The following is a 25,089-nucleotide window of genomic DNA, read 5'->3' on the forward strand; positions in this document are numbered from 1 at the left end:
CTGTCACGCGTCCTGCCCGGGGATGCGCTCGCCCCGGCTGACCGCGACACGCAGCACGTCTCCCAGCGACTCCAAGGCCCTGACCAACGCGAAACGCACGGCGCGTTCACCGGCCTTGGTGTCGCGGAGCACGGCCTCGGCGCCGGCCAGTACCTGTTCGGCGGAGGCGAGCTGAGCGGCCTCGATGTCGTCGGCGAGCCGCGAGAGGAGGCTGTCCGGGTCGTCGGTGCTGAGGTAGCAGGGTTTGCCGTCGGCGCCGGTCCAGGGGAGCAGCCTCATGCGAACACCTCCACGCTGTCGAGGTACGGCCGTACGAGGGGGGTGTCCATGACCAGGGGCTCCTCCGCGACGAGGAGGAGCGGGAGGGCATTGGGTGTCGGCGGGGGTGGGGCCGACGTGGCTCGGTGACGCCCTCGGGCGGGCAGCAGGGTTCGCACGAGGAGGAGCAGGGCCGACTCGCAGAGTTCAGCGATACGCAGGCGCACGGAAGTGTCCCTTCTCAGGGCAGGCGACAGGGGTTTGACGAGCGATGATTACCGTTCGTGGCTTCATCGTCACTGGTCGCGCGTACGCTCTGGAAGAGGGCTGGCGTTGTCTGAGCGCCAGGCAACGGCGAGGGGTGACATGGGCGAATTCGTTGACGGTGAGCGAGAGTCGAGGCGTGCCGAGCTCGGGCGGACGCTGCGGTTCCTGCGGGAAAAGGCAGGCAAGACGCTCGCGCAGTTGTCGGCGGAGACGGCGTACGACAAGAGCTACCTCTACCGCTTGGAGAAGGGGGAGCGCCTGTCCAAGCGGACGGTCATGGAGGACCTGGACAGCTACTACGACTCCGGTGACCTGCTGGTTCGCCTGTGGCGGGACGCCCGCAAGGAGGTCATCAAGGACAAGTACAAGGCGTTCATGGAGCTTGAGGCGACGGCTCGCGTCATGTGGATGTTCCAGCTGGCGGTGCCGGGGCTGTTGCAGACCGAGGACTATGCCCGCACGGTGTTGTCAGGGTTGTCCAGAGCCCAGACAACGGCAGGCAACAGCGAGGAGATCGAGGAACAGGTGGCCTTGCGCATGGGACGGCAGGAACTGCTGTACCGCGAACCGGCACCTAGCATTCGCGTGATCCTGGACGAGGGGGCACTTCGACGGCCCGTGCCCGATGCCAAGGTGTGGGCCGACCAACTGTCGCGCCTGCTGGACGCGGCCGAGTTGCCGTCGGTCGCACTTCAGGTACTGCCCTACGCAGCAGGCGTGCACGATCTCATGAACAGCCACCTCACGCTGTTGTGGCAACGAGTCGGTGACCCCGTTGCCTACGTGGAAGGCAACAGCTTCGGCGAGTTGATCGACGACCCAGACAAGGTCTTGTCCTTCCGTTGGTCCTACGATCTCGTCAGGGACGCGGCGCTGACTCCTGAGGAGTCGACAGCGTTCATCAAGCGTCTCTTGGAGGAGTGCAGATCATGAACCGAACCCTCGACCTCAGCACCGCCGTGTGGCGCAAGTCGTCCTACAGCGACGGGGGTCAGACCAACTGCCTGGAGGTCGCCGACGGCCACCCCGACATCGTCCCCGTCCGCGACAGCAAGCAGCCCGACGGCCCGATACTCGTGTTCGGCGCGAGCCCCTGGGCGTCGTTCCTCACGTACGTCGCGAAGTAACTGTCGGGGCCGCCCGCTTCCGGTCTTCGCCCCGTTGCTTCGCTGATCGGCGTGGGGCGGGCGCACTCGCGCCTCGCATGCACGCCGGGAGGGCTCAGCGGCGAGCGGTGAGTGTCATTTCCGGGCCCACGACGGTTTCCAGACCTCCCCCTCGTTCAGCCGGGTGCGCGTTGCCAGCAGGTGGTCGCGCAGGGCCGCCAGGCCGGGATGTGGATTGTCCGTGCGCCAGAGGAGGGAGTGCGGGTACACGGGGGTCGGGTCGCGCACCGGGACGAGGCGCAGGTCGTGGTCGGCCGGCCAGACCAGCGGGGTGCGTTCGCTGAGGAAGGTCGCCACGGTCGAGGAGTCGGCGATGGTGTCGAGGAGGGCCTCGACGCCGAAGTTGGGGCCGATCGTGTCGATGGCCGGGCCGAAGGTCTCGGCGAGTTCGTCGTAGTAGGCCGACCACTCCGTGCCGGGCGCGTTGCCCGGCATCCAGATCCTCTGCCCGGCCAGTTGCGCGGGTGTCACCGAGGCGGCTCGGGCGAACTCGTGGTCGGGGCCGACACAGAGACGCAGCGGCTCGTCCAGGACGGGGACGGCCTCGATGCCGTCGGGGAGCCGGCGCCCGGGCATGATGACCGCACGGAACGTCGCGTCGACAGCCCCGTCCCGCACGGCGGCCACCGCCGTGTCCGCGTCGAACAGCGTGACGACGTCCAGGGCGATCTCCGGGTGCGCCCGGTGGAAGTCCCGTACCAGTCCGGCCGTGGCGACCCGGCGCCCCACGACGTCCACCCGCAGCGCCCGCCCGGGGCGCACGGCCGCCACCGCCCGCTCCTCCGCCTGGAGCAGGGCCCGGGCGTGCGGCAGGAGCACCCGCCCGTCGATGGTGAGTTCCGCTCCCCGCGGCGTACGCACCAGCAGCCGCACCCCCAGGTCCTTCTCCAGCGCGGCGATCCGCTTGGAGACCGCCTGCTGGGTGAGCGACAGGTCGACGGCTGCCTTCTGGAACTGCCCGGCGTCGGCGATCGCGACGAAGGCGCGTACGGCTTTGAGGTCCACGGCGACACCCTTCCATCTCAGGGACCGAGGACGCGGCGCAGGCCCGGCTCGATGTCCGGGGCGCTGATCGAGCCGTAGCCCGAAGACGAGGCCCGGGCGGGCGGAGCGGTTCGCGGCGATCTCCGCCAGGGTGTGGACCGCCACGCCGGACGCCAGGGCCCGGCGGGCGCGGTCCGCGAGGGCGTCGGGGTCGGCGAGGCGACCCCGGGTGAACGTGGTCACGTGCAGGCCCGCGGCGGACGGCACCAGCTCGGACAGGTCCGCGAAGTGGTCGGTGAGCGCGCGGGCGACGGCTTGGTGCCTGGGGTCGCGTACGTGTGCTGCATCCGGCGGATGTGCCGGGCGAGCAACCCGTCGTCGACGAAGCGGGCGAGCGCCGCCTGGGTGGGGACCGCTGTGTGCCAGTCGGCGCTGTACTTGGCGGTGCGCAGTGCCGTGCGCAGCGGGGCGGGCGCCACCAGGAAGCCGACGCGCAGGGAGGGCAGCATCACCTTGGAGAACGACCCCACATAGATGACGTGTCCGTCCCGGTCCAGACCGTGCAGTGTCTCGTCCGGCCGCCCGCCGAAGCGGAATTCGCTGTCGTAGTCGTCCTCGATCACTGCCGCGCCGTGCCGCCGCGCCCACCGCAGCAGCGCCGTTCCGCGCCGCAGGGACATCGGCATGCCGACCACGCCCAGGGGCAGGGTCCGGCAGACGGGGTCCGCACATGGCCCGGCCGCCCTCTCCGAGACCCCCGTGAGCCGCCCCGCGCTATCCCACACGTCATGTCTCCGTAACCATCGATTCAGACGAGCTTGCGAGGCTCGGCCAATGACTCCCGCTGTGCCAGAGCCTTCACCGCCCCCAGAGGGGCCTGCGGGGAACGGGACCACTCATGTGACGCCCCCGATCCCGCCCGCGCTTTCCGACGCGCCCGTGATGCTCGCGGCGCGGAAGAATGGGGCCATGAGCCAGCCGAACACCCAGGCACAGGTCCAGCACGCGCAGCCCTCCGTGGGCTCCATCGCAGCCCACCGCCCGCACACCATCGCGGCGGCCGTCTCCGACCTCGAACCCGACATCGACGCCGACCTCGACGCGTACGAGGAGTCGCAGGTCGACGGCGTCCAGCTGCCACAGGGGCGTTTCCTCGACCGGGAGCGCAGCTGGCTGGCGTTCAACGAGCGGGTTCTCGAACTCGCCGAGGACCCGAACACGCCCCTGCTGGAGCGGGCCAACTTCCTCGCGATCTTCGCCAGCAACCTGGACGAGTTCTTCATGGTCCGGGTGGCCGGCCTGAAGCGCCGTATCGCCACCGGCGTGGCCACCCGCTCCGCCTCCGGTCTCCAGCCGCGCGAGGTGCTGGAGATGATCTGGGCCCGCTCCCGCGAGCTCATGGCCCGGCACGCCGCCTGCTACCACGAGGACGTAGCCCCCGCACTCGCGGAGGAGGGCATCCACCTGGTCCGCTGGAGCGAGCTCCAGGAGAAGGAGCAGGCCCGCCTGTTCACCCTGTTCCGGCACCAGATCTTCCCCGTGCTGACCCCTCTGGCGGTCGACCCGGCGCACCCCTTCCCGTACATCTCCGGCCTTTCCCTGAATCTGGCCGTGGTCGTGCGGAACCCGGTCACGGGCCACAAGCACTTCGCCCGCGTCAAGGTGCCGCCGCTGCTGTCCCGCTTCCTGGAGAGCTCCCCGGGCCGCTACGTCCCCATCGAGGACGTCATCGCCGCCCACCTGGAGGAGCTGTTCCCGGGCATGGAGGTGCTGGAGCACCACGCCTTCCGCCTCACCAGGAACGAGGACCTGGAGGTCGAGGAGGACGACGCCGAGAACCTGCTCCAGGCGCTGGAGAAGGAGCTCATGCGGCGCCGCTTCGGGCCGCCGGTGCGCCTGGAGGTCGAGGAGTCCATCGACCGCGAGGTCCTGGACCTGCTGGTGCGCGAGCTGAAGATCAGCGAGGCCGAGGTGTACCCGCTGCCGGGCCCCCTGGACCTCACGGGCCTGTTCCGGATCGCCTCCCTGGACCGGCCCGAGCTGAAGTACCGCAAGTTCGTCGCCGGCACCCACCGCGACCTCGCCGAGGTCGAGTCGGCCTCCGCGCCGGACATCTTCGCCGCCCTGCGCGAGCGGGACGTCCTGCTGCACCACCCGTACGACTCGTTCTCCACCTCCGTCCAGGCCTTCCTGGAGCAGGCCGCCGGCGACCCGGACGTCCTGGCGATCAAGCAGACCCTGTACCGGACCTCGGGCGACTCCCCCATAGTCGACGCCCTCATCGAGGCCGCCGAGACCGGCAAGCAGGTCCTGGTCCTGGTCGAGATCAAGGCCCGCTTCGACGAGCACGCCAACATCAAGTGGGCCCGCAAGCTGGAGGAGGCCGGCTGCCACGTGGTCTACGGCCTGGTCGGCCTGAAGACCCACTGCAAGCTGTCCCTGGTGGTCCGCCAGGAGGGCGAGACGCTCCGCCGCTACAGCCACGTCGGCACCGGCAACTACCACCCGAAGACGGCCCGCCTCTACGAGGACCTCGGCCTGCTCACGGCCGACCCGCAGGTCGGCGCGGACCTCTCGGACCTCTTCAACCGCCTCTCCGGCTACTCCCGCCGCGAGACCTACCGCCGCCTCCTCGTCGCTCCCAAGTCGCTGCGCGACGGCCTGGTCTCGCGGATCACCAAGGAGATCCAGCACCACCGCGCCGGACGGCCCGCGTACGTCCGTATCAAGGTCAACTCGATGGTCGACGAGGCCGTCATCGACGCCTGCTACCGCGCGGCCCAGGCGGGCGTGCCGGTGGACGTGTGGGTGCGCGGCATCTGCGCGCTGCGCCCGGGCGTGGCGGGCCTGTCGGAGAACATCCGGGTCCGCTCCATCCTCGGCCGCTTTCTGGAGCACTCCCGTGTCTTCGCCTTCGGCAACGGCGGCGAGCCCGAGATCTGGTTCGGCAGCGCCGACATGATGCACCGCAACCTCGACCGCCGGATAGAGGCCCTGGTCCGGGTCACCGACCCGGCCCACCGGGCGGCCCTGAACCGGCTGCTGGAGACCGGCATGTCCGACGCCACCGCCTCCTGGCACCTCGGCCCGGACGGCGACTGGACCCGGCATGCGACCGACGCGGACGGCCAGCCCCTGCGCAACGTCCAGGAGATGCTCATAGACGCCCGGAGGCGCCGGCGTGGCACAGCGACACCTTGACCCGACGGACCCCCTGGCCGGGCCCGCCCCCACCGGGGACACCCTCGCGGGTTACCTGCGGGCCCAGGCCACGGAGTTCCTCCGCGCGCTGCGCCTGCACCGGGAGACCGGTTCCGGGGCGAACGGCTCGGCGGGGTCCGTCGAGGCGGCCCGCGCGCTGCGCCGCTCGGCCCGCCGCATCAGCGCCAGCCTGCACACGTTCCAGCCCCTCCTCGACACGGACTGGTGCGAGGGCATGCGCCCGGAACTGGCCTGGGTCTCGGGCACCCTGGCCATGGAACACGCGTACACGGCACGGCTGGAACGCCTGCTGAGCGCTTTGCACCGCTTGTCAGGTTCCGACCGAGCTGCGGGCACGCATGCGGACGCAGCCGCGGGCGCGCGGGGCGACCTAGCCGCGGGCGCGCGCGCGGACGCAGCCGCGGGCAGCCGTGCCGACGTAGCTGCGGGCAGTCGTGCCGACGTAGCTGTGGGCAGCCGTGCCGACGTAGCTGCGGGCAGCCGTGCCGACGTAGCTGCGGGCAGCCGTGCCGACGTAGCTGCGGGCAGTCGTGCCGCTGGGGCGGCACGGGTGGGCGCAGCGGCACCCCGCGACGCCGGGCTGCGCAACCCCCCGCCCCCAGCACAAGAACGCAGCAACCTGACAGTCGGAGCAGCGAAAGCAGGCGCCCTGCTCGACCGCCAGCTGAACCTCGCCCGCACCCGGGCCCACTCCACCGCCCTGCAAGCCCTCGGCTCCAGCCGCTTCCACGCCATCGCGGACAAGGTCGCCGTCCTGGCCAGCGAGGTCCCCCTCACCCCGGCCGCGGCCAGCGCGGACCTCCGTCCCCTGGCCACCGCCGCGAAGGACCGCCTCACCGACGCCGTAACCGCCCTCCCCCTGGTCACCGCGGGCCACCCGTACAACGCCGCCGCACTCATCCACGGCCTGTCCCCGGACACGGTCCCGCACCCGCAGGACGCCCCCTGGCACCAGGTCCGCCTGCTCCTGCGCCTGCACCGCTACGCCCGCGAAGCCGTCAGCGGCCCCAAGGGCAACGCCATCGTCGACCTGCGCCTGCTCTCCGCCGGCCAGGCCCTGAACCGCCACCGCGACGCCTCGGAGGCGGCGGCAGCGGCGGCCCAGGCGGCCCGTACGCCCCGGATCGCCCCGGCCACGGCCTACGCCCTCGGCGTCCTCCACGCCGACCAGCGGCACGAGGTGGAGGCGGCGCGCTTCGCGTTCCAGCAGGCCTGGCAGAAGGAGGCGGAGGCGGTGAGCACCCGGTGAGTTCGAGTTCCGGCTCCCCGCAGGACACCACCGTGCAGGCGGCCGGCTGCGTCCTGTGGCGCCACTCCCCCGTCACCGGCGGGCTGGAGCTCTGCCTCGTGCACCGGCCGAAATACGACGACTGGTCCTGGCCGAAGGGCAAGCTGAAGAGCGGCGAGGAGCCGCTCGCCGGAGCCCTGCGCGAGGTGGCCGAGGAGACGGGCTGCCGGGCCGAGCCGGGGGCCGAGCTGCCCACCCAGCGCTATCTGGCGAACGGCCGCCCCAAGCAGGTCCGCTACTGGGCGGCCGAGGCGATGTCCTGCGCGTTCTCCCCGACCGACGAGGTGGACCGGGTGCTGTGGCTGACACCTTTCGCCGCCCGCGCCCGCCTCACCCAGCCCCACGACCGCCCCTTGGTCGACGCGCTGCTCACCATGCTGAAGCAGCCAGGAACGGCCGGAAGACCGGACTGATCCCCTCCGGTCCGGGGAGCGGAACCCCCATGCGCTCTCCCCGTAAGCATTCCGTGACCTAACCACACCTTAGGCAGGGGTTCACCCCTAGTTCATTCGCGGCCATCGGCGCCTTCACCTGATCTGCCTAATTTCGGCCTTACCAGATGCGAGCCGTGCCTGCCGTGCGCGGCCTCGTCCAGCGTCACCCAGACTTCGCACGCCGCCGATTCAGGACGGCGGCACCTGGAAGGAACTCAAGTGAAGCTTCAGCGCATGAACCGGCGGGCCCTCGCTCTCGGTGCTCTCGCCGTCTCCGGCGCCCTGGCCCTCACGGCGTGCGGCTCCGACGAGACCGGCAACCCGGACGGAGGCTCCTCCAACGCCGCCGCGCCGAGCAACATCAAGTGTGACGACGCCTCGGGCCAGGTACTGGCCGACGGCTCCTCCGCGCAGAAGAACGCGGTCGACGCGTGGGTCAAGCAGTTCTCGGCGGCCTGCAAGGTGGAGATCAACTACAAGGCCGGCGGTTCCGGTGCCGGTGTCACCGCGTTCACGCAGGGCCAGGTTCCCTGGGCCGGTTCGGACTCGGCACTGAAGCCCGACGAGGTCGCGGCCTCGAAGAAGATCTGCTCCGGCGGCCAGGGCATCGACCTGCCGATGGTCGGCGGCCCGATCGCCGTCGGCTACAACGTCCCGGGCGTCGACAAGCTCGTCCTGGACTCCGCGACGATCGCCAAGATCTTCGACAGCAAGATCACCAAGTGGAACGACCCGGCGATCGCGAAGCTGAACCCCGACGCGAAGCTGCCCAACCTCAAGATCCAGGCGTTCCACCGCTCGGACGAGTCCGGCACCACGGACAACTTCACCAAGTACCTGATCGCCACCGCCAAGAAGGACTTCCCCTACGAGGGCGGCAAGGCCTGGCAGGCCAAGGGCGGCCAGTCGGCTCCGCAGTCCTCCGGTGTCGCCGCGCAGGTCAAGCAGACCGCCGGCGCGATCGGCTACTTCGAGCTGTCCTACGCCAAGGACGGCATCAAGACCGTCGCCATCGACACCGGCGCCTCCGAGCCGGTCGAGGCGACCGTCGACAACGCCACCAAGGCGATCGCCGAGGCCAAGGTGGTCGGCACCGGCAAGGACCTCGCGCTGGAGCTGAACTACGGGACCAAGGCCGACGGCGCCTACCCGATGGTCCTGGTGACGTACGAGATCGTCTGCGACAAGGGCAACAAGGCCGAGACGCTGCCCGCGGTCAAGGCGTTCCTGCGCTACGCGGCCTCGGAGGACGGCCAGAAGATCCTCGCCGAGAACGACTACGCGCCCATGCCCGACGAGATCATCACCAAGGTTCGCACGACCGTCGAGAGCCTGAGCTGACCTGAGTGCGGTCCGGTCTCCCGAGCGGGACCGGACCGCACCGTCCGGTGCACCGCCGCCAAGGGCCGCACAGCACGTGCGGTTCCGCAGACCGGAGAACCCGATGGACACTACACAGATTGCTGACGCACCTCCCCCCACGCAGCCGCCCACGGCCGAGCAGAAGCGCGCGGCCCGTGGCGCCACCCGACCCGGAGACCGGATCTTCCTCGGTCTGTCCCGTGGCTCGGGCATTCTGCTGCTGGTGATCATGGCCGCGATCGCGGGCTTCCTCACCTACCGCGCCGTCCTCGCCATCAGCAAGGACGACGGCAACTTCCTGACCACCTTCGAGTGGAACACCGGTGCCAACCCGCCGGTCTTCGGCATCGCGGTCCTGGCCTACGGCACGATCGTCTCCTCGATCATCGCCATGGTCATCGCGGTCCCGGTCTCGGTCGCCATCGCGCTGTTCCTCACTCACTACGCCCCGCGCCGGCTGCGCGGCCCCATCGCCTATGTGATCGACCTGCTGGCCGCCGTGCCGTCCATCGTCTACGGCCTGTGGGGCGCCCTGGTCCTCGTCCCGCACATGAACGGCCTCTTCGGCTGGCTGAACGACTACCTCGGCTGGACCGGCATCTTCTCCTGGCAGGGCGGCGCCGCGCGCTCCATGCTCACCGTGGGCATCCTGCTCGCGATCATGATCCTGCCGATCATCACCAACGTGAGCCGCGAGGTCTTCCGCCAGGTCCCGCAGATGCACGAGGAGGCCGCCCTGGCGCTCGGCGCCACCCGCTGGGAAGTGATCCGCATGGCGGTCCTCCCCTTCGGCCGCTCCGGTGTCATCTCGGCCTCGATGCTCGGCCTCGGCCGCGCCCTCGGCGAGACGATGGCCGTCGCCACCGTGCTCTCACCCGACTTCCTGATCCACACCAGCCTGCTCGACCCGGGCGGCGGCACCTTCGCCCAGAACATCGCCAGCAAGTTCAGCGAGGCCACCGAGTTCGGCCGTGACGCGCTGATCGCCTCCGGTCTGGTCCTGTTCGTCATCACCCTGCTGGTCAACGGCGCGGCCCGCGCGATCATCGCCCGCCGCAAGGAGTACTCGGGGGCCAACGCATGAGCACCACACCCTCCCTCGCCGCCAAGCGCCCCAGCACCCTGCGCGGCGGCCATCTGCCCAAGTGGGCCCCGTGGGCCGTCGCCGCCGGATCCGTCGCCCTCGGACTCGGCATCAGCGCCGCCGCCGGCCTGCACAGCAGCATCCAGTGGGCGCTGATCGCCGCGATCCTGCACGTCCTCGGTACGTACGTCATCGCGACCCGGGTCGAGAACCGCCGCCAGGCCAAGGACCGCGTGGTCACCTCGCTGGTGTGGGTCGCGTTCCTGCTCGCCGTGGTGCCGCTGGCCTCGCTGGTGTGGTCGACCGTCCAACGCGGCGTGAAGGTCCTCGACGTCTACTTCCTGACCCACTCGATGGGCGTGGTCGCCGACTCGGAGACGGGCGGCGGCATCTACCACGCCATCCTCGGCACGCTGGAGCAGGTCGGCCTCGCCACGCTGATCGCCGCGCCGGTCGGCGTGCTCACCGCGATCTACCTGGTGGAGTACGGGCGGGGCAACCTCGCCAGGGCCGTCACCTTCTTCGTCGACGTCATGACCGGCATCCCGTCGATCGTCGCCGGCCTGTTCATCCTCAGCCTCATGCTGATGTTCGAGCTGGAGCCCTTCGGCTTCGCCGGGTCACTCGCCCTCGCGATCCTGATGATGCCGGTCGTCGTCCGCTCCACGGAGGAGATGCTCAAGCTCGTCCCGAACGAGCTGCGCGAAGCCTCTCTTGCGCTCGGCGTGCCCAAGTGGCGCACCATCCTGAAGGTGGTCCTGCCGACCTCGCTCGGCGGCATCACCACCGGCATCATGCTGGCCATCGCCCGCATCGCCGGTGAGACCGCGCCCGTGCTGCTGCTGGTGTTCGGCAGCAAGTTCATCAACGCCAACCCCTTCGAGGGTGCTCAGGCATCGCTCCCGCTGTACATCTACCAGCAGTACGGATCGGGCGAGGTCACGGCGTACGACCGCGCCTGGGCGGCGTCGCTCACCCTGATCGCCTTCGTGATGATCCTGAACCTGGTGGCCCGCGGGATCGCCCGCTGGAAGGCCCCGAAGACCGGTCGCTAAAGCGTCAATGTGCGGCTACCGCCGCGCGGGGCCACACAGCGACCCCCAGACTTTGGAAGTGAAGTAGTCATGGCCAAGCGAATCGACGTAAGCGGACTGACCGCCTACTACGGCTCCCACAAGGCGATCGAGGACATCTCGATGACCGTCGAGCCGCGCTCGGTGACGGCGTTCATCGGCCCGTCCGGATGCGGCAAGTCGACGTTCCTGCGCACGCTGAACCGTATGCACGAGGTGACGTCCGGCGGCCGGGTCGAGGGCAAGGTGCTCCTCGACGACGAGGACCTCTACGGCACGGGCATCGACCCGGTGTCGGTCCGCCGTGAGGTCGGCATGGTGTTCCAGCGGCCGAACCCGTTCCCCACGATGTCGATCTTCGACAACGTGGCGGCGGGGCTGCGGCTGAACGGCAACTACAAGAAGAACGAGCTGTCGGACATCGTCGAGCGGTCCCTGAAGGGCGCGAACCTCTGGAACGAGGTCAAGGACCGTCTGAACAAGCCCGGCTCGGGCCTGTCGGGTGGCCAGCAGCAGCGCCTGTGCATCGCGCGGGCGATCGCGGTCGAGCCGAACGTCCTGCTCATGGACGAGCCCTGCTCCGCCCTCGACCCGATCTCCACCCTCGCCATCGAGGACCTGATCGGTGAGCTGAAGGAGCGCTTCACGATCGTCATCGTGACGCACAACATGCAGCAGGCGGCGCGCGTCTCCGACCGCACGGCGTTCTTCAACCTGTCGGCGGTCGGCCAGCCCGGCAAGCTCATCGAGATCGACGACACGGAGCGCATCTTCTCCAACCCGTCGGTCCAGGCCACGGAGGACTACATCTCCGGCCGCTTCGGCTGAGTCACCCCCGCCGAGACCCCTCGCGGTGCTGCATGGCGGTGCCACCGCGAGGCCGAAAAGGGCCCGCCCCTCTCCCAGGGGCGGGCCCGTTCGCGTGACTGACCTCGGCTGCGCCGAGCAACACCTACAGGAACGCCAGATTCACGACCCAGAACGACAGCGCAGCCACCAGCGCCGCGGCCGGCATCGTGATGAACCACCCCAGGATGATGTTCTTGGCGACACCCCACCGCACGGCATTCACCCGCTTCGTCGCCCCGACGCCCATGATCGCCGAGGTGATGACGTGCGTCGTGGAAATCGGCGCCTTGAACAGGAACGCCGTGGCGAACATGATCGACGCCCCCGTCGTCTCCGCCGCGAAACCCTGCGGCGGATCCAGCTCGATGATCTTCCGCCCCAGCGTCCGCATGATCCGCCACCCACCGGCATACGTGCCCAGCGACAGCATCACCGCACAGGCGATCTTCACCCACACCGGAATCGGATCGCCGTAGTCCTCGACATCCGCGATGACCAGCGCCATCACCACGATGCCCATCGTCTTCTGCGCGTCCTGAAGACCGTGCCCCAGCGCCATCCCGGCCGCCGAGACGGTCTGCGCGATGCGGAACCCGCGCTTGGCCTTGTGCGGGTTCGCCTTCCTGAATATCCACATGATCGCGGTCATCACCAGATAGCCGGCCACCAGACCGACCACCGGGGAGATGAACATGGGGATGACGACCTTCTCCAGCACCCCGCTCCAGTAGACCGTCGTCCCGCCGGCCAGCGCGGCACCGACCATCCCGCCGAACAGCGCGTGGGAGGAGGAAGAGGGCAACCCGAAGTACCAGGTGATGAGGTTCCAGACGATCGCCCCCACCAGCGCGGCGAAGAGGATGCCCATCCCCTTCGACCCGGTCGGTGTCTGAATCAGGCCCTCGCTGACGGTCTTGGCGACCCCGGAGCCCATGAACGCACCGGCGAGGTTCATCACCGCGGCCATGGCCAGCGCGGCCTTCGGCGTCAGCGCCCGCGTCGACACGGACGTGGCGATCGCGTTCGCCGAGTCGTGGAAACCGTTGGTGTACGTGAAGAAGAGCGCGACCGCGATGGTCACGACCAGAGCAAAGGTGTCCATGAAGAGGTCAGGACTCCTTGACGGCGATGGTCTCCACCGTGTTCGCCACGTGCTCGAACGCGTCCGCCGCTTCCTCCAGCACGTCCACGATCTGCTTCAGCTTCAGAACCTCCATGGCGTCGTACTTGCCGTTGAAGAGGTGCGCGAGCAGCTTGCGGTGGATCTGGTCGGCCTGGTTCTCCAGCCGGTTGACCTCGATCCAGTACTCGGTGAGGTTCTCCATCGTCCGCAGGTGCGGCATCGCCTCGGCCGTCAGTTCGGCCGCGCGCGCCAGCACCTCGATCTGCTGGTCGACGCCCTTGGGCAGTTCCTCGACGTTGTAGAGGACGACCAGGTCGACGGCCTCCTCCATGAAGTCCATGATGTCGTCGAGGGACGAGGCGAGGGAGTAGATGTCCTCGCGGTCGAACGGCGTGATGAACGAGGAGTTCAGCTGGTGGAAGATCGCGTGCGTGGCGTCGTCACCTGCGTGTTCCGCCGCCCGCATACGCTCTGCGATCTCGGCCCGGGCGGAAGCGTCCGCCCCGAGCAGTTCCATCAGGAGTTTCGAGCCCGTGACGATGTTGTCCGCGGATGCGGCGAACATGTCGTAGAAGCTCGTCTCCCTGGGGGTCAGACGAAAGCGCACGTGGGGTCCTCGGCTTGCTTCGGTTTCGGTCAGGCTGATGCTAGGCGCATCATTCGGCCACGGCTATCGGGCCGCCCACCAGTGTCGCCCATCAAGCACAGTGATGAGCACGGGGGCGGTCCAAGGGCCGTATACCCCGCAAAGTTCGGTACCATATACCCACTAGGGGTATATGTCGGCGCACCGCCCACATATGTCGGCGCACAGCCCACCAGGAGGACGCGATGACGGACGTGACCGACGTTACGAATGCCGGGGATGTCACCGATGTCACCGCCGGAGCGGATGTCGTGACCGACCACGACCGGGGTGTGCACGGGTACCACAAACAGAAGGACGAGCACCTCAAGCGCCTGCGCCGCATCGAGGGGCAGATCCGCGGCCTGCAGCGGATGGTCGACGAGGACGTCTACTGCATCGACATACTCACCCAGGTCTCCGCCTCCACCAAGGCCCTGCAGTCCTTCGCCCTGCAACTGCTGGAGGAGCACCTGCGCCACTGCGTCGCCGACGCCGCGAGCAAGGGCGGCGACGAGATCGACGCGAAGGTGAAGGAGGCGACCCAGGCGATCGCCCGCATGCTGCGGACCTGAGCCGGCTTCTCCCTGTTCAGCTCCCGGAGGCGTCGCGCTCCTCGGCCACTTTCAGCACCTCGTCGATGCTCTCCAGGCTGAGCCGCTCCTCGTCGGCGGCCGAGGCCGCGATGATCAGCTCTCCGCACAGCTCGATCTCGGCGAGGGCCACGTGGTCCTGAACTGCCGTACCGCCGACCGGAGCCACGTGCATCACCTCGTCTCTGCCGTTACCGACTTCCTAGAGTAGGGAGCGGCCTACACACCGCGCATGGCACGGACGGGCTAGTTCGCGCCGGTCACTCCTCGGCGATCTTGCCCGCGTAGATGTCGTCGGTGTCCGGCAGCCGTACGCGCACCGAGGCCCCGAAATCGTAGAGCAACGTGGTCGAGGCGACGGCCACGGGGCTCTTCTGCCCGCCCACGAAACTGAACCGGTGCCGCACCTTGCGGATCCGCCCCTCGTCGTCGAGATAGACGTCGAACGGCACTTCGGCCGTGGCGAACCCTTTCACCGCCGCGCTCAGGGACGCCTTGCTGCCGTCGGAGGCCTTCTTCGCGGCGGCGCCGAGATCCGCCGTGCCCCGGTAGTGCCGCACCCCGGTGCCCGCGACCTCGGTGCGGCCCACGAACGTCGCCGCCCGTGTGCCGCGCAGCACCTCGGCGGCCGCGAACGGATCGGTGGCCCCGCCGGTGACGAGGTTCCCGTCGGACAGGGTCCGCGTCTCCACCCGCACCCACTTGTCCGGGGGCACACCGGCTCCCCGGTTCTTCATGAAGAGCGCTCCCGGCGCGAGCAGTTCGGTGATGGGCCGGCGCTCGGCGGCCCCCGCGGGATCCTGCGGCAGCAGCACCTTCAGCTGCCCCATCCGCTTCCGGTAGTCGTAGACCCCCGCGCCCCGGATGGTCACCCGGGTCCCGCCGGCGGCCATCTCCATCGACGTACGGGCCTTCGAACTCCCCGCCTCCACCAGCCGGTCCGCGGCCCGCTGCAGCACGACGACCGCGTCCCCGCCCCGGGCATCGCCGGCCAGCGCGTCGCCGCCCGCGCACCCTCCGGCCCCCAGCCCCACCCCCGCCACGACGCCGGCCGCGACGAGCGCCGCTCCCGTCCTTCTGTGCCGCCGTTCCCGCTGCCGCCCAGTCATCGCCTGCCTACCCCCAGCCGGTACGTCCGTCACGGGCCCCCTTGTTGTTCCGGTTAACGACCGGTATGTGCCCCCGTCACGCGGGCCCGCGGCAGTCGGCATACGACGCCTTTACCCGCGCTGGGTAACGTGGTCGCCGTGGCGCAGCAGGACGGGCCGGCACCTCCCCCCAACCTCCCGGAACACAGCACGACGACACAGGACAAGGGCCCCTTCTGCATGGCCCGCTGCACCTGCGGCTGGTACGGCCCGGCCAGACGAGCGAGAAGCCAGGCACGCACGGACGCGGAGAACCACCGGGCCGGCTGACGCGGTCGTCACCGGGGCGACGGGCTCCGCATGGAACCCTCACCCTCACCACCCCGTCTCCCACGACGGAACCACCGGGAGGCCTCATGGAACGGCGTACATTCCTCGCAGTCGGCACGGCGGGCATCGCCGCGGCCGCGACCCCCCTCACCGCCGCCTGCACGACATCGGACACCCGCGCCAAGACCACGGCCACCGCCAGAACCGCCGCCACGAAGAGCACCGCCGCCGACTGGTCCGCCCTCGCGCGCGACCTCGACGGGCCCCTCGTCCGCCCGGGCGACACCGACTGGAAGACGGCCCGGCAGCTCTACAACACCCGTTTCGACACGCTCAAGCCCGCCGCGGTCGCGTACGTGTCCCACCCGGACGACATCCGCACCGCGCTGGCCTACGCCCGCGGCCACGCCCTGCGCGTGGCGATCCGCAACGGCGGCCACTCCTACGCCGGCTGGTCCTCCGGCGACGGCCGCCTGATCATCGATGTCTCGCAACTCAACCGCGTCCGGGCCTCCGGCAACACGGCGGTGGTCGGCGCCGGCGCCAAACTCATCGACGTCTACCGGGCGCTGGCCGCGAAGGGCGTCACGATCCCCGCCGGCTCCTGCCCCACCGTCGGCGTCTCGGGCCTCACCCTCGGCGGCGGACACGGCGTGGTCTCCCGCGCCTACGGCCTGACCTGCGACAGCCTCACCCGGGCCACCCTGATCACCGCGGACGGCAAGCAGCTCACCGCCGACGCCCGCGAGCACAAGGACCTCTTCTGGGCCCTGCGCGGCGCCGGCAACGGCAACTTCGGCGTGGTGACGGAACTGCACTTCAAGACCCACCCGGCCCCCCAGGGCGTCTCGGCGTACCTGTCCTGGCCGGGGTCGAAGGCGGCTGCGGTGGTGAAGGCCTGGCAGGAGTGGGGCCCCTCACAGCCCGACGAGATCTGGTCCTCCCTCCACCTGGCGAACGCCGCCGGCGGCAACCCGACCGTCTCCGTCGCGGCCTTCTCCCTGGGCACCTACGGCGAGCTGAAGAACGCGGTCGACCGCCTCGCCGACCGCGTCGGCGCCCCGGCGAGCAGCGTCTCCCTGCGGCGCCGCTCGTACGAGGAGTCGATGGAGGTGTACGCCGGCTGCTCCTCGTTCCCGACGGACGCCCAGTGCCATCTGCCCGGCTCGACCCCGGGCCGTTCCCCGAAGGGCGCGCTGGGCCGCGAGACGTACGCTGCGGCGTCGGACTTCTTCGACCGCTCCCTGTCCGCGGCCGGCATCCGCACCCTGCTGTCCCAGATCAGGTCGGTACGCGGCGGCACGGGCAGCATCGCCCTCACGGCCCTCGGCGGAGCGGTGAACCGGGTCTCCCCGACCTCCACGGCCTTCGTCCACCGCCGCTCCCGCATGCTGGCCCAGTACATCGCCGCCTGGCGCCCGGGTACGACGGGCACCACGGCCCGCGACTGGCTGGCCTCCGCCCACAAGTCCATGCGCCCGTACGCCTCGGGAGCGGCCTACCAGAACTACACGGACCCGACCCTGACCAACTGGCGCAAGGCGTACTACGGCGACGCGGCCCCCCGCCTGACCAAGCTGAAGAACGAATACGACCCGAACCGCTTCTTCACATACCCGCAGGCGCTCTAGGCCGGACACGACCCAGGCGCTGAGCTGCGGGCAGTCGCGCCGCTCGGCTGTAGGTGCTCATGCCGCTCCGTTGGGCTGCGCGCCCACCCGCCCTCGGCACCGACGCCGAGAACTACGCGGCGAGGTCCCGCTCGGACGCCCCCGAGGCCCGCTCACTCCGCGCCCCGGGAACCACCGCATCCGCCCCGTCCTCACCGGCCCCGCGCCCACGAGCCCGCACCAGCCACCCCACCCGAGGCGACCGCTCAACCGCCCGCGCGACCGGCGTCAACAGCGCCATGGCCACCGGCGACAACAGCAACGCCACCGCCGTCCCCAGCGCGAACCCGCCGACGACATCCGTCGGGTAATGCACACCCATGTAGACGCGAATGAACCCGCCGAACACGGCCAGCACCAACGCGACCAGCCCGAACTTCCGGTTCGCCACGAACAGTCCGACCGCCATCGCCATGACGATCGTCGCGTGGTCGCTCACGAACGAGTAGTCGTCCTTGCCGCTGACGAGGACCTCGAGCCCCTGATGGTCGAGGAACGGCCGGGGCCGCTCCACGAACCCCCGTATCGGCACGTTGACCAGCACGGCGATACCCGCCGCGAGCGGTGCCCAGACCAGCGCCGCGACGGAGGACGCCGCGTCCTCCTCGCCCCGGCGCCGCACGGACCACCAGCACCAGAGCACGAGCACGACGATGGCGAGCAACAACCCGTACTCGCCGACGAACTCCATGACCCGGTCGAACCACGGCGGCGCGTCCTTGGCCAGGCCATTGATGTCATAGAGCAGGTCGACGTCGGGGTTCGACCCGGATGCGGCGAGTCCAGCCATGATGCTGCGGCCCCTTCGTCGTCTCTCCCGGCGCACCTGAGTGTGCGCCGTTCCTGCCACCCCCGTGGTTGTAGATCCGCTTCCGCTGCACGCGTCCCTGACACGTGCCGACTCACGTCCGCTCGGCTACGTCACCAGGAACGCATGGTCCCCGTCGATACGTTCCACACTCCACCGAATGATCACGCAGACGTTATCGAAGAGAGACACGTCTTCGCAGCTCAGGAGGTGGGTTCCCGCTCGGCTCACACCGTCGTGGGCAGTGCTTTCGCGCCATCTTCGGTGACCCGGGTGGCCCCGAAGTAGTCGGGGGTGTCGATCGGGTCGAACCGGATCACCGCACCCGTTCGCGGCGCGTCGATCATGTACCCGCCTCCGACATAAATGCCGACATGCCGGATGGCGCGCGAATTGGTGAGGTCGTCCGAGAAGAACACGAGGTCGCCGGGGAGCAGTTCGTCCCGCGCGGGGTGCGGTCCGGCGTTGTACTGGTCGTTGGCGACGCGCGGCAGCTTGATGCCGACGGCCTCGTAGGCGGCCTGGGTCAGTCCCGAACAGTCGAAGCGTCCGCCCTGCTCAGCGGTGCCGGTACCGCCCCACAGATAGGGCGTGCCGAGTTTCTTCTGCGCGTACTCGATGGCGCCGGCGGCCTGTTCGGAGGGGTCGACCCGCCCGACGGGCGCCGCGAAGCTCTCCGAGAGCGTCGTGATCCTCTTCACGTAGTTCCGGGTCTCGGTGTACGGCGGCACGCCCCCGTACTTGATCACCGCGTATGCCCCCGCGTTGTACGCGGCCAGCATGTTTTCGGTCAGATTCCCGCCCACCTTCTTCACGTACGACGCGAGTTCGCAGTCGTACGAGGCCGCGGAGGGAATCGCGTCCTTCGGGTCCCACACGTCCCGGTCGCCGTCCCCGTCGCCGTCGATGCCGTGGGAGGCCCAGGTGCCGGGGATGAACTGCGCTATGCCCTGAGCGGCCGCGTGGCTCTGCGCCTTGGGGTTGAACCCGCTCTCCTGGTAGAGCTGGGCGGCGAGCAGGGCCGGGCTGATGGCGGGGCAGAGGTTGCCCCATTTCCTCACGAGGTCCGCGTACGCGGCGGGAACCGCCCCCTTGGCCAGCGCCTTCGCCCCACCGCCGACCCCGTTGACCAGGTTCCCGGCGACGATGTAGACCCCGACGACGAGCAGCATCACGAAGGCCAGGGCGGAGCTGATCGCAACACTCGCCACGATCCATGCCTTACGCACCGTCAACCGCCCCTCGCCGGCCAGGAGTCCGTCGCCTGGTCAGTGTAGAGGCGGCCGCCGTAGGCCGGAATGATCACAGGGAGAAGAGTCGGGGCGGAAGGGGGACGGCCGACAGCACGGGTCCGCACGCCGGGGGCACCCGGCGCACGGACCCGTCACGCGTCACGCGTCACCGCCCGCCGCCTCCCGGTACAGCCGCTCCGCCTCCGCACGGAGCACCACGCTGTAGGAGACGTCGGGGCTAGTCCCGCCGTCGTCATGGCCGCCGAGGACCCCCACGACCTGCCCGTCCCCGTTCACCCAGGGGCTTCCGCTGGTGCCGCCGGCGAACCCCGGGCAGGCGATGCGCTGCTGGGTGGGGCTGTGCGCCGTCGGCTTGTTGGTGCAGCTGACGGGCGTCTCGCGGGAGTCGGGGTATCCGGTGATGGTCACGGCCGTCGCCCCGGTGGCCGTACCGGCGGCGAACCGGTACCCGCCGACGACATCCTCGACACCCTTCCCGCCCCGCGGCGCGACCACGGCGAACGCCACGTCACTGTCCTCCCGCCGCCCCTCGACCCACCCACGGGGCATGAACCGCCGCGTCACCTTCCACGCCCCGTAGGGCTCACGGCCGTCCCGGTACCCGGGCACGAACACGAGCTCCCCGCGCCCGTCCAGGCAGTGCGCCGCGGTGACGAGCAGATTCCGGTACGGCGCGCGCACCACGGACGCCGTGCAGAAGTGCGTCCCCGCCGGGCGGGCGGCCCGCCCGGCGGGGACGAACACCCCGACCCGCGCGCTCCCCGCGCCCGCCCCCGCGGCGACGGTCACCCCGAACGGCCCGGCCCCGTCATCGGCCGCCGCGGTGGACGCGGAGGTGAGGGCGACCAGGACCACGACAAGGAAGAGGACGCGCTTCACCGGCGCCACTGTGCCCGACGAAGGTGAGAGAAACGTGTGTCGCCGCCGGGGCACCCCGAACGGAGTCGGCGTCTTCACCGGTACCCCCTCCCTCGTGACAGACCGTCACGGAAAAGACGCGGGAGGAACGGGCCGCGGCGGCCCAGCCGCGGCCCGTTCACCGCGCCAGGTAGCCTTCACCCGGAGAACACCGGGACGACCACTCACCCGACCGACCGTCAGAAACGGTCGGAAAGGTGACGCAGGCCATAGAAGGGCACAACGACGGAACCTCACGACAGGTTTCGCTCAGGCCTCATTGCCCGGCGTGACACGCCGTGATACACAGAGTGACCATACGATCCTTCGTACACCGTCCGTCGCCTCCCTTAGGGGCCGGCGCGGAACGGTGGCAAGGTATTCGTACGAAACCCGCCAATCAATGACGCCAAGTCGACATACGACAGCGTCATCGTCGGCGAGAATGAGGCCTGACCTCTGCACGACCGCAGAGGATGCGGAACTACCCAACAGGGGCGGTGACTTACATGCTCTTTGCGGCCGACAAGGGAGACATCAACACGATCATCGGCGGGATCGCTCCGGACTGGGGCCCCTTCGGCAGCCTGGGCAACGAGGCCAAGGTGATGATCGAGGTCGTGATGGCGGTGGCCATCCTGCTCTGCCTCGGCATCGCCATCTGGGGCGCCGCCAAGCAGCGCATCGGTGCCACCGCCCTGCGGGACACCTTCAGCGCGGAGCAGGGCAAGGGCCTCATCATCGCGGGCCTGACGGGCGTGTTCATCATCGGCTCACTCGGCACGCTCTTCACCATCGTGTACGGCATGGCCGTGTAGGCCGGGCCCCACGCGCCCCGGCCGGGCACGCCCGGCTCCCCCTCCATCCCACCCGCCCGTCGTGCCCACCGGCGAAGGTTGCGTTTCCCTGATGTCGAGTCACCACACCGCGCCCGCGCGGGAACCAGCACGGCTACCGTCGTACGAGGAGTACGAGCGGTACGACGTCGAGGGGGCGTACGCGGCATGAGTCTCGGTGACGAGCACGAGGCCTCCGGCGGCTACGGCGGCACGGGCCAGACCCGCACCCGCCTGCCCGACTCCGGAGCCGACCCCTATGGCACCCCCCGCCGCCCCCGCTCGTCGTCCCGCAGCCTGGTCACGGTGGTCGGCGTAGTGGTCCTCCTCATCGCCGCGATCGCCTTCGCGAACCGGGGCGACGACGATTCCGAGACCAGCGGCTCGGGCAGCGACAAGGCGTCGAGCGCGCCGACTGCCCCGTCGGGAGAACGGCCAGTGGTGGCGAAGGCGGCGGGGATTCCCACGGGCTACGCCCACAACGAGCAGGGCGCCCAGTCCGCAGCCACCAACTACGGCATCGCCCTCGGGTCGGCCGACATGTACCACACCGAGAAGCGGCACGCGATCGTCAACACCGTGTACGCCCCCGACGTGGCTGCCGCCCAGTTGCCGGCGTTCGACCAGGTGTACTCCCGGGCGAGCTTCCTCGAGAAGATCGGCCTGAACAAGGACGGTGCCGCGCCAAGCGGTCAGACCTTCGTCTCGCGCGTCATCCCGGTGGGCACCAAGGTCACGTCCTTCAGTGGCAGCACCGCCACGGTCGCACTCTGGTACACATCCCTCTTCGGCCTGTCGGGCGACGGCTCGAAGAATCCCGTGACCGAGAGCTGGTACACGACGACCTACCAGTTGAAGTGGGTCGACGGTGACTGGAAGGTCACCGACTTCACTCAGAAGGACGGCCCGGTCCCGGTCGGGCGCGACCAACGGGCCTCCACCGCAGAGGACATGACCAAGGCTGTCGAGGAGTACGGAGGGTACACCTATGCCCGCTAAACACCACGTACTCAAGCTGGGTGCCGCGGTCACCGCGGTACAGGCGGCCATGGTCCTGATGGCAACCCGTGCCATCGCCGCCCCCACCCCCTCCCCGTCACCGAGCAACAACGCGTGCGACCTCCTCAGGGGCCAGGCCCGGGAGATCTGCGAAGGAGACACCGGCAGTGGCGGCGGAGGCGGAGGCGGCACCTCCCGTCTGGACCCCACCTCCACCCTCGACCCCCTCTCCTCCCTCGCCAAGGGCTGTGCCGACGCCGCCTCCTGGACCGTCGACAAGCTCAGCGACGCCGTGAAGGAGACGGCGAACGTCGACTTCACGAACCCCAAGTTCCTCCAGCAGTACGCCGTCGTCTTCGCCGCGTCGACGATCCTCACGCTCCTCCTGTGGCTCCTCGCGGTCGCCAAGCGAGCCGTCCGCGGCGTCCCCCTCACCACCGCCCTCTCCGAGGCCATCGGATTCCTGTGGCTCACGGTGCTGGCCTCCGCCTTCACTCCCCTGATCCTCTACACGGTCGTATCGGCCACCGACGGCGTCACCGAGGTCCTCGCCAAAGCCACCGGCGACCAGACCGACGCCTTCTTCGGCACGTTCTCCGAGGCCCTCAAGAAGGGCGAGGACATCGGCGGCGGCCCGATCATGCTGATCGTCGTCTCCCTGGTCAGCATCCTCGCCGCCGGAGTGCTGTGGCTGGAGCTCGTCATCCGGGCGGCGCTCCTCTACGTCGGCGCCCTCCTCGGCACCGTCGTCTACGCCGGCCTCGTCGACAAGAACCTCTGGGGCCACGTCCGCCGCTGGGCGGGCATCATGATCGCGGTCATTCTCATCAAGCCGGTCATCGTCATCGTCCTCGGCCTCGCCGGCGCGCTCTCCGCCGGCGACGGCCCCGACGCCTTCTCCGCCGTCGTCTCCGGCCTCGCCATCATCCTGCTCGCCATCTTCGCCAGCGCGATGATCTACCGCTTCGTCCCCGGCTTCGGCGACGAGATCGCCGGCTCCCGCAACAACCGCATCATGCAGGGCGCCGAGGGCAAGGCCGCGGCCGTCATCAGCTCCCCGGCGTCCCTGGTCGCGCAGGGCATCAAGACCCACAGCACCCGCGCCGACAACAACGGCGGAGGCAGCCAGTCCTCCGCTCCCCGCCCCAGCAACCCCGCCTCCGGCGGCGTCGCCGCGCACAGCGCGCGCCCCTCGAACGGCGGCGGCGGATCTGTCCCCTCCGCCGCACCGGCTCCCCGTTCGAGCAGCCCCGTCAACACTCCGCACGCCAGCAGCACCCGCAACAGCAGTACCAACCGCACGGGAGGTGAAGGGCGTTGACGACCGAGTCCCACGTGTCCCATCCGGTCACGCCCCGCCGTACGTATCTGATCGGCCGCGCCCGGCCGAACGCGATCATCGGCCGCAACCGCGAGACCGGCGAGATCGCCCTGATCGTCGTCGGCGCGTTCCTCGGCATGATGTGCGGGCTCCTCGTCCCCGTGCTGTCCCTGCGCATCGTGCTGCTCGCCGGATTCCCGATGCTGGCGCTGGCCGCCGTGTACGTGCCGTACAAGCACCGCACGTTCTACAAGTGGTTCGAGATCAACCGCAGCTACAAGCGGACCCTGAAGCAGGGCGCCACCTACCGCTCCTCCGTCATCGAGGCCGGCACCCGGCTCGACGGGCGCGAGGTCGAGGTCGGACCGCCCCCCGGCATCGGCCGCATCACCTGGCTGGCCGCCCCCTTCGGCCCCGACGAGATCGCCGTCCTGCTGCACGCCGACCGCAAGACCGTCACCGCCGCCATCGAGATCGAGGGCCCCGGCGTCGGCCTGCGCGACTCCGAGGACCAGGAGGCCCTCGTCGACCGCTTCGGCACCCTGCTCAAGCACGTGGCCAACGGCGACGGCTTCGTCACCCGCCTCCAGATGCTCGCCCGCACCCTCCCCGCCGACCCGGACGCCCACGCCAAGGACGTCGCCGTCCGCGGGGACGACAAGGCACCGCCGTGGCTCCAGCAGTCGTACGACCAGCTCCAGTCGATGGTGTCCACCAGCAGCGAGCAGCACCGCGCCTACCTGGTCGCCTGCATGCACTACACCCGCGACCTCGCCGCCGAGGCGGGCGCCATGGCCCGGGCCGCCCGCGCCCACGGCGGCAAGGTCGACCGGGACGCCGGGCTCGCCGTCGTCATGGCCCGCGAGCTCACCGACATCTGCTCGCGCCTGCAGGAGGCCGACATCCGCGTACGGCAGCCGCTCGGCCAGAGCAGACTGTCCTCGCTGATCCACTCCATGTACGACCCGGACCACCCGATCGACCACATCCAGGCCATGACGAAACGTAATGCCTGGCCGGCCGAGCTGGACGCCATGGAGCCCACCTACCTCCAGGCCAAGACCCGCGAGTCCTCCACCCGCGCCCCCTGGTGCCACGCCACGGCCTGGGTGAAGGAGTGGCCGATGACCCCCGTCGGCGTCAACTTCCTCGCCCCGCTGCTCGTCCACACCCCGGACGTCATCCGCACGGTCGCCGTCACCATGGACCTCGAACCCACCGAGGTCGCCATCGAGCGCATGCTGACCGAGAAGACCAACGACGAGGCCGAGGCGTCCCGCGCCGCCAAGATGAACCGCACCATCGACCCGCGTGACGTGGCCGCGAACTCCCGGCTCGACCAGCGCGGCGAGGACCTCGCCAGCGGCGCCGCCGGCGTCAACCTCGTCGGCTACATCACCGTCTCCTCCCGCTCCCCCGAGGCCCTCGCCCGCGACAAGCGGACGATAAGGGCCTCGGCCGGAAAGTCATACCTGAAGCTGGAGTGGTGCGACCGCGAGCACCACCGCGCCTTCGTGAACACCCTTCCCTTCGCCACCGGCATTCGGAGGTAGGACCTG

General features: G+C 69.9%; 26 protein-coding genes. 15 read left to right on the forward strand and 11 right to left on the reverse strand.

Annotated elements, in window-relative coordinates:
* Window positions 1–3: 3 nt before the first annotated feature.
* Window positions 4–279 carry a hypothetical protein gene (locus tag AC07F0_RS03110; RefSeq protein WP_478973470.1) on the reverse strand — a complete coding sequence of 92 codons (276 nt, stop codon included), beginning with the start codon at window positions 277–279 and terminating at the stop codon, window positions 4–6.
* On the reverse strand, window positions 276–485 hold the full coding sequence (locus tag AC07F0_RS03115; protein WP_478973473.1) for a hypothetical protein: 210 nt from the start codon (window positions 483–485) through the stop codon (window positions 276–278). The genes AC07F0_RS03110 and AC07F0_RS03115 overlap by 4 nt, the downstream gene beginning before the upstream one ends.
* A 139-nt stretch (window positions 486–624) precedes the next feature.
* Here AC07F0_RS03115 and AC07F0_RS03120 point away from each other — a divergent pair, with 139 nt between their 5' ends.
* Both AC07F0_RS03120 and AC07F0_RS03125 read left to right on the forward strand, forming a co-directional pair.
* Window positions 625–1,458: a helix-turn-helix domain-containing protein gene (locus tag AC07F0_RS03120; RefSeq protein WP_478973476.1), complete on the forward strand. Its 834-nt coding sequence runs from the start codon at window positions 625–627 to the stop codon at window positions 1,456–1,458.
* Window positions 1,455–1,652: a DUF397 domain-containing protein gene (locus tag AC07F0_RS03125; RefSeq protein ID WP_478973479.1), complete on the forward strand. Its 198-nt coding sequence runs from the start codon at window positions 1,455–1,457 to the stop codon at window positions 1,650–1,652. The genes AC07F0_RS03120 and AC07F0_RS03125 overlap by 4 nt, the downstream gene beginning before the upstream one ends.
* A gap of 114 nt (window positions 1,653–1,766) precedes the next feature.
* Here AC07F0_RS03125 and AC07F0_RS03130 read toward each other — a convergent pair whose 3' ends face one another.
* Both AC07F0_RS03130 and AC07F0_RS03135 read right to left on the reverse strand, forming a co-directional pair.
* Complete coding sequence (locus AC07F0_RS03130) at window positions 1,767–2,696, reverse strand: LysR family transcriptional regulator (protein ID WP_478973581.1); 930 nt, start codon at window positions 2,694–2,696, stop codon at window positions 1,767–1,769.
* A gap of 218 nt (window positions 2,697–2,914) precedes the next feature.
* A complete protein-coding gene (locus AC07F0_RS03135) occupies window positions 2,915–3,361 on the reverse strand; it encodes an aminotransferase class I/II-fold pyridoxal phosphate-dependent enzyme (protein ID WP_478973584.1) in 447 nt (148 codons plus the stop codon).
* A 283-nt stretch (window positions 3,362–3,644) separates the two neighbouring features.
* On the opposite strand from AC07F0_RS03135, the gene AC07F0_RS03140 reads away from it, so the two are divergent.
* From AC07F0_RS03140 to pstB, 7 genes are all read left to right on the forward strand, one after another.
* On the forward strand, window positions 3,645–5,876 hold the full coding sequence (locus tag AC07F0_RS03140; protein ID WP_167409693.1) for an RNA degradosome polyphosphate kinase: 2,232 nt from the start codon (window positions 3,645–3,647) through the stop codon (window positions 5,874–5,876).
* Complete coding sequence (locus tag AC07F0_RS03145; protein WP_478973481.1) at window positions 5,857–7,146, forward strand: CHAD domain-containing protein; 1,290 nt, start codon at window positions 5,857–5,859, stop codon at window positions 7,144–7,146. The genes AC07F0_RS03140 and AC07F0_RS03145 overlap by 20 nt, the downstream gene beginning before the upstream one ends.
* On the forward strand, window positions 7,143–7,598 hold the full coding sequence (locus AC07F0_RS03150) for an NUDIX hydrolase (RefSeq protein ID WP_478973484.1): 456 nt from the start codon (window positions 7,143–7,145) through the stop codon (window positions 7,596–7,598). Before AC07F0_RS03145 ends, AC07F0_RS03150 begins: the two co-directional genes overlap by 4 nt.
* Window positions 7,599–7,838: 240 nt before the next feature.
* Entirely contained in the window at window positions 7,839–8,960 is a 1,122-nt protein-coding gene (gene pstS, locus AC07F0_RS03155) for a phosphate ABC transporter substrate-binding protein PstS (RefSeq protein WP_478973487.1), read from the forward strand.
* Between the two features lie 103 nt (window positions 8,961–9,063).
* Window positions 9,064–10,065 (forward strand): phosphate ABC transporter permease subunit PstC, encoded by a 1,002-nt coding sequence (pstC, locus tag AC07F0_RS03160; protein WP_436730459.1) that lies wholly within the window; start codon window positions 9,064–9,066, stop codon window positions 10,063–10,065.
* Entirely contained in the window at window positions 10,062–11,120 is a 1,059-nt protein-coding gene (pstA, locus tag AC07F0_RS03165; RefSeq protein ID WP_478973490.1) for a phosphate ABC transporter permease PstA, read from the forward strand. Before pstC ends, pstA begins: the two co-directional genes overlap by 4 nt.
* Window positions 11,121–11,189: 69 nt before the next feature.
* A complete protein-coding gene (gene pstB, locus AC07F0_RS03170) occupies window positions 11,190–11,966 on the forward strand; it encodes a phosphate ABC transporter ATP-binding protein PstB (RefSeq protein ID WP_478973493.1) in 777 nt (258 codons plus the stop codon).
* Window positions 11,967–12,090: 124 nt separating this feature from the next.
* On the opposite strand, the gene AC07F0_RS03175 is transcribed toward pstB, so the two are convergent.
* Window positions 12,091–13,089, reverse strand: a complete 999-nt coding sequence (locus AC07F0_RS03175; RefSeq protein WP_478973496.1) for an inorganic phosphate transporter — start codon at window positions 13,087–13,089, stop codon at window positions 12,091–12,093.
* Window positions 13,090–13,096: 7 nt separating this feature from the next.
* The gene (locus AC07F0_RS03180) at window positions 13,097–13,717 is read right to left on the reverse strand and encodes a DUF47 domain-containing protein (protein WP_059418711.1); all 621 of its coding nucleotides are present in this window, start codon (window positions 13,715–13,717) and stop codon (window positions 13,097–13,099) included.
* 224 nt (window positions 13,718–13,941) lie between these two features.
* Between AC07F0_RS03180 and AC07F0_RS03185 the strand changes: the two genes are divergently transcribed.
* Window positions 13,942–14,310: a metal-sensitive transcriptional regulator gene (locus AC07F0_RS03185; protein WP_391076902.1), complete on the forward strand. Its 369-nt coding sequence runs from the start codon at window positions 13,942–13,944 to the stop codon at window positions 14,308–14,310.
* Window positions 14,311–14,326: 16 nt separating this feature from the next.
* Here the strand turns inward: AC07F0_RS03185 and AC07F0_RS03190 are convergent, their stop codons facing one another.
* Window positions 14,327–14,497, reverse strand: coding sequence for a hypothetical protein (locus AC07F0_RS03190; RefSeq protein WP_478973595.1), 171 nt, complete (start codon window positions 14,495–14,497; stop codon window positions 14,327–14,329).
* A gap of 91 nt (window positions 14,498–14,588) precedes the next feature.
* Window positions 14,589–15,437 (reverse strand): SCO4651 family lipoprotein, encoded by an 849-nt coding sequence (locus AC07F0_RS03195; protein WP_478973498.1) that lies wholly within the window; start codon window positions 15,435–15,437, stop codon window positions 14,589–14,591.
* Between the two features lie 395 nt (window positions 15,438–15,832).
* Between AC07F0_RS03195 and AC07F0_RS03200 the strand changes: the two genes are divergently transcribed.
* Window positions 15,833–17,377: an FAD-binding oxidoreductase gene (locus AC07F0_RS03200; protein ID WP_478973501.1), complete on the forward strand. Its 1,545-nt coding sequence runs from the start codon at window positions 15,833–15,835 to the stop codon at window positions 17,375–17,377.
* Window positions 17,378–17,489: 112 nt separating this feature from the next.
* Here the strand turns inward: AC07F0_RS03200 and AC07F0_RS03205 are convergent, their stop codons facing one another.
* From AC07F0_RS03205 to AC07F0_RS03215, 3 genes are all read right to left on the reverse strand, one after another.
* Entirely contained in the window at window positions 17,490–18,206 is a 717-nt protein-coding gene (locus AC07F0_RS03205) for a phosphatase PAP2 family protein (protein ID WP_478973504.1), read from the reverse strand.
* A gap of 245 nt (window positions 18,207–18,451) precedes the next feature.
* A complete protein-coding gene (locus tag AC07F0_RS03210; RefSeq protein ID WP_478973507.1) occupies window positions 18,452–19,459 on the reverse strand; it encodes a bifunctional lytic transglycosylase/C40 family peptidase in 1,008 nt (335 codons plus the stop codon).
* A 156-nt stretch (window positions 19,460–19,615) separates the two neighbouring features.
* Complete coding sequence (locus AC07F0_RS03215; RefSeq protein WP_478973510.1) at window positions 19,616–20,356, reverse strand: trypsin-like serine peptidase; 741 nt, start codon at window positions 20,354–20,356, stop codon at window positions 19,616–19,618.
* 527 nt (window positions 20,357–20,883) lie between these two features.
* On the opposite strand from AC07F0_RS03215, the gene AC07F0_RS03220 reads away from it, so the two are divergent.
* The 4 genes from AC07F0_RS03220 to AC07F0_RS03235 all read left to right on the forward strand — a co-directional run bounded on the left by AC07F0_RS03220 (window position 20,884) and on the right by AC07F0_RS03235 (window position 25,083).
* Window positions 20,884–21,192 (forward strand): hypothetical protein, encoded by a 309-nt coding sequence (locus AC07F0_RS03220; RefSeq protein ID WP_003991275.1) that lies wholly within the window; start codon window positions 20,884–20,886, stop codon window positions 21,190–21,192.
* A gap of 186 nt (window positions 21,193–21,378) precedes the next feature.
* Complete coding sequence (locus tag AC07F0_RS03225; protein ID WP_478973513.1) at window positions 21,379–22,209, forward strand: DUF8175 domain-containg protein; 831 nt, start codon at window positions 21,379–21,381, stop codon at window positions 22,207–22,209.
* Window positions 22,199–23,530 (forward strand): hypothetical protein, encoded by a 1,332-nt coding sequence (locus AC07F0_RS03230; protein ID WP_478973516.1) that lies wholly within the window; start codon window positions 22,199–22,201, stop codon window positions 23,528–23,530. Before AC07F0_RS03225 ends, AC07F0_RS03230 begins: the two co-directional genes overlap by 11 nt.
* The gene (locus AC07F0_RS03235) at window positions 23,527–25,083 is read left to right on the forward strand and encodes an SCO6880 family protein (protein WP_478973519.1); all 1,557 of its coding nucleotides are present in this window, start codon (window positions 23,527–23,529) and stop codon (window positions 25,081–25,083) included. Before AC07F0_RS03230 ends, AC07F0_RS03235 begins: the two co-directional genes overlap by 4 nt.
* Window positions 25,084–25,089 lie beyond the last annotated feature (6 nt).

The sequence above is a fragment of the Streptomyces sp. NPDC045955 genome, from assembly GCF_056430805.1.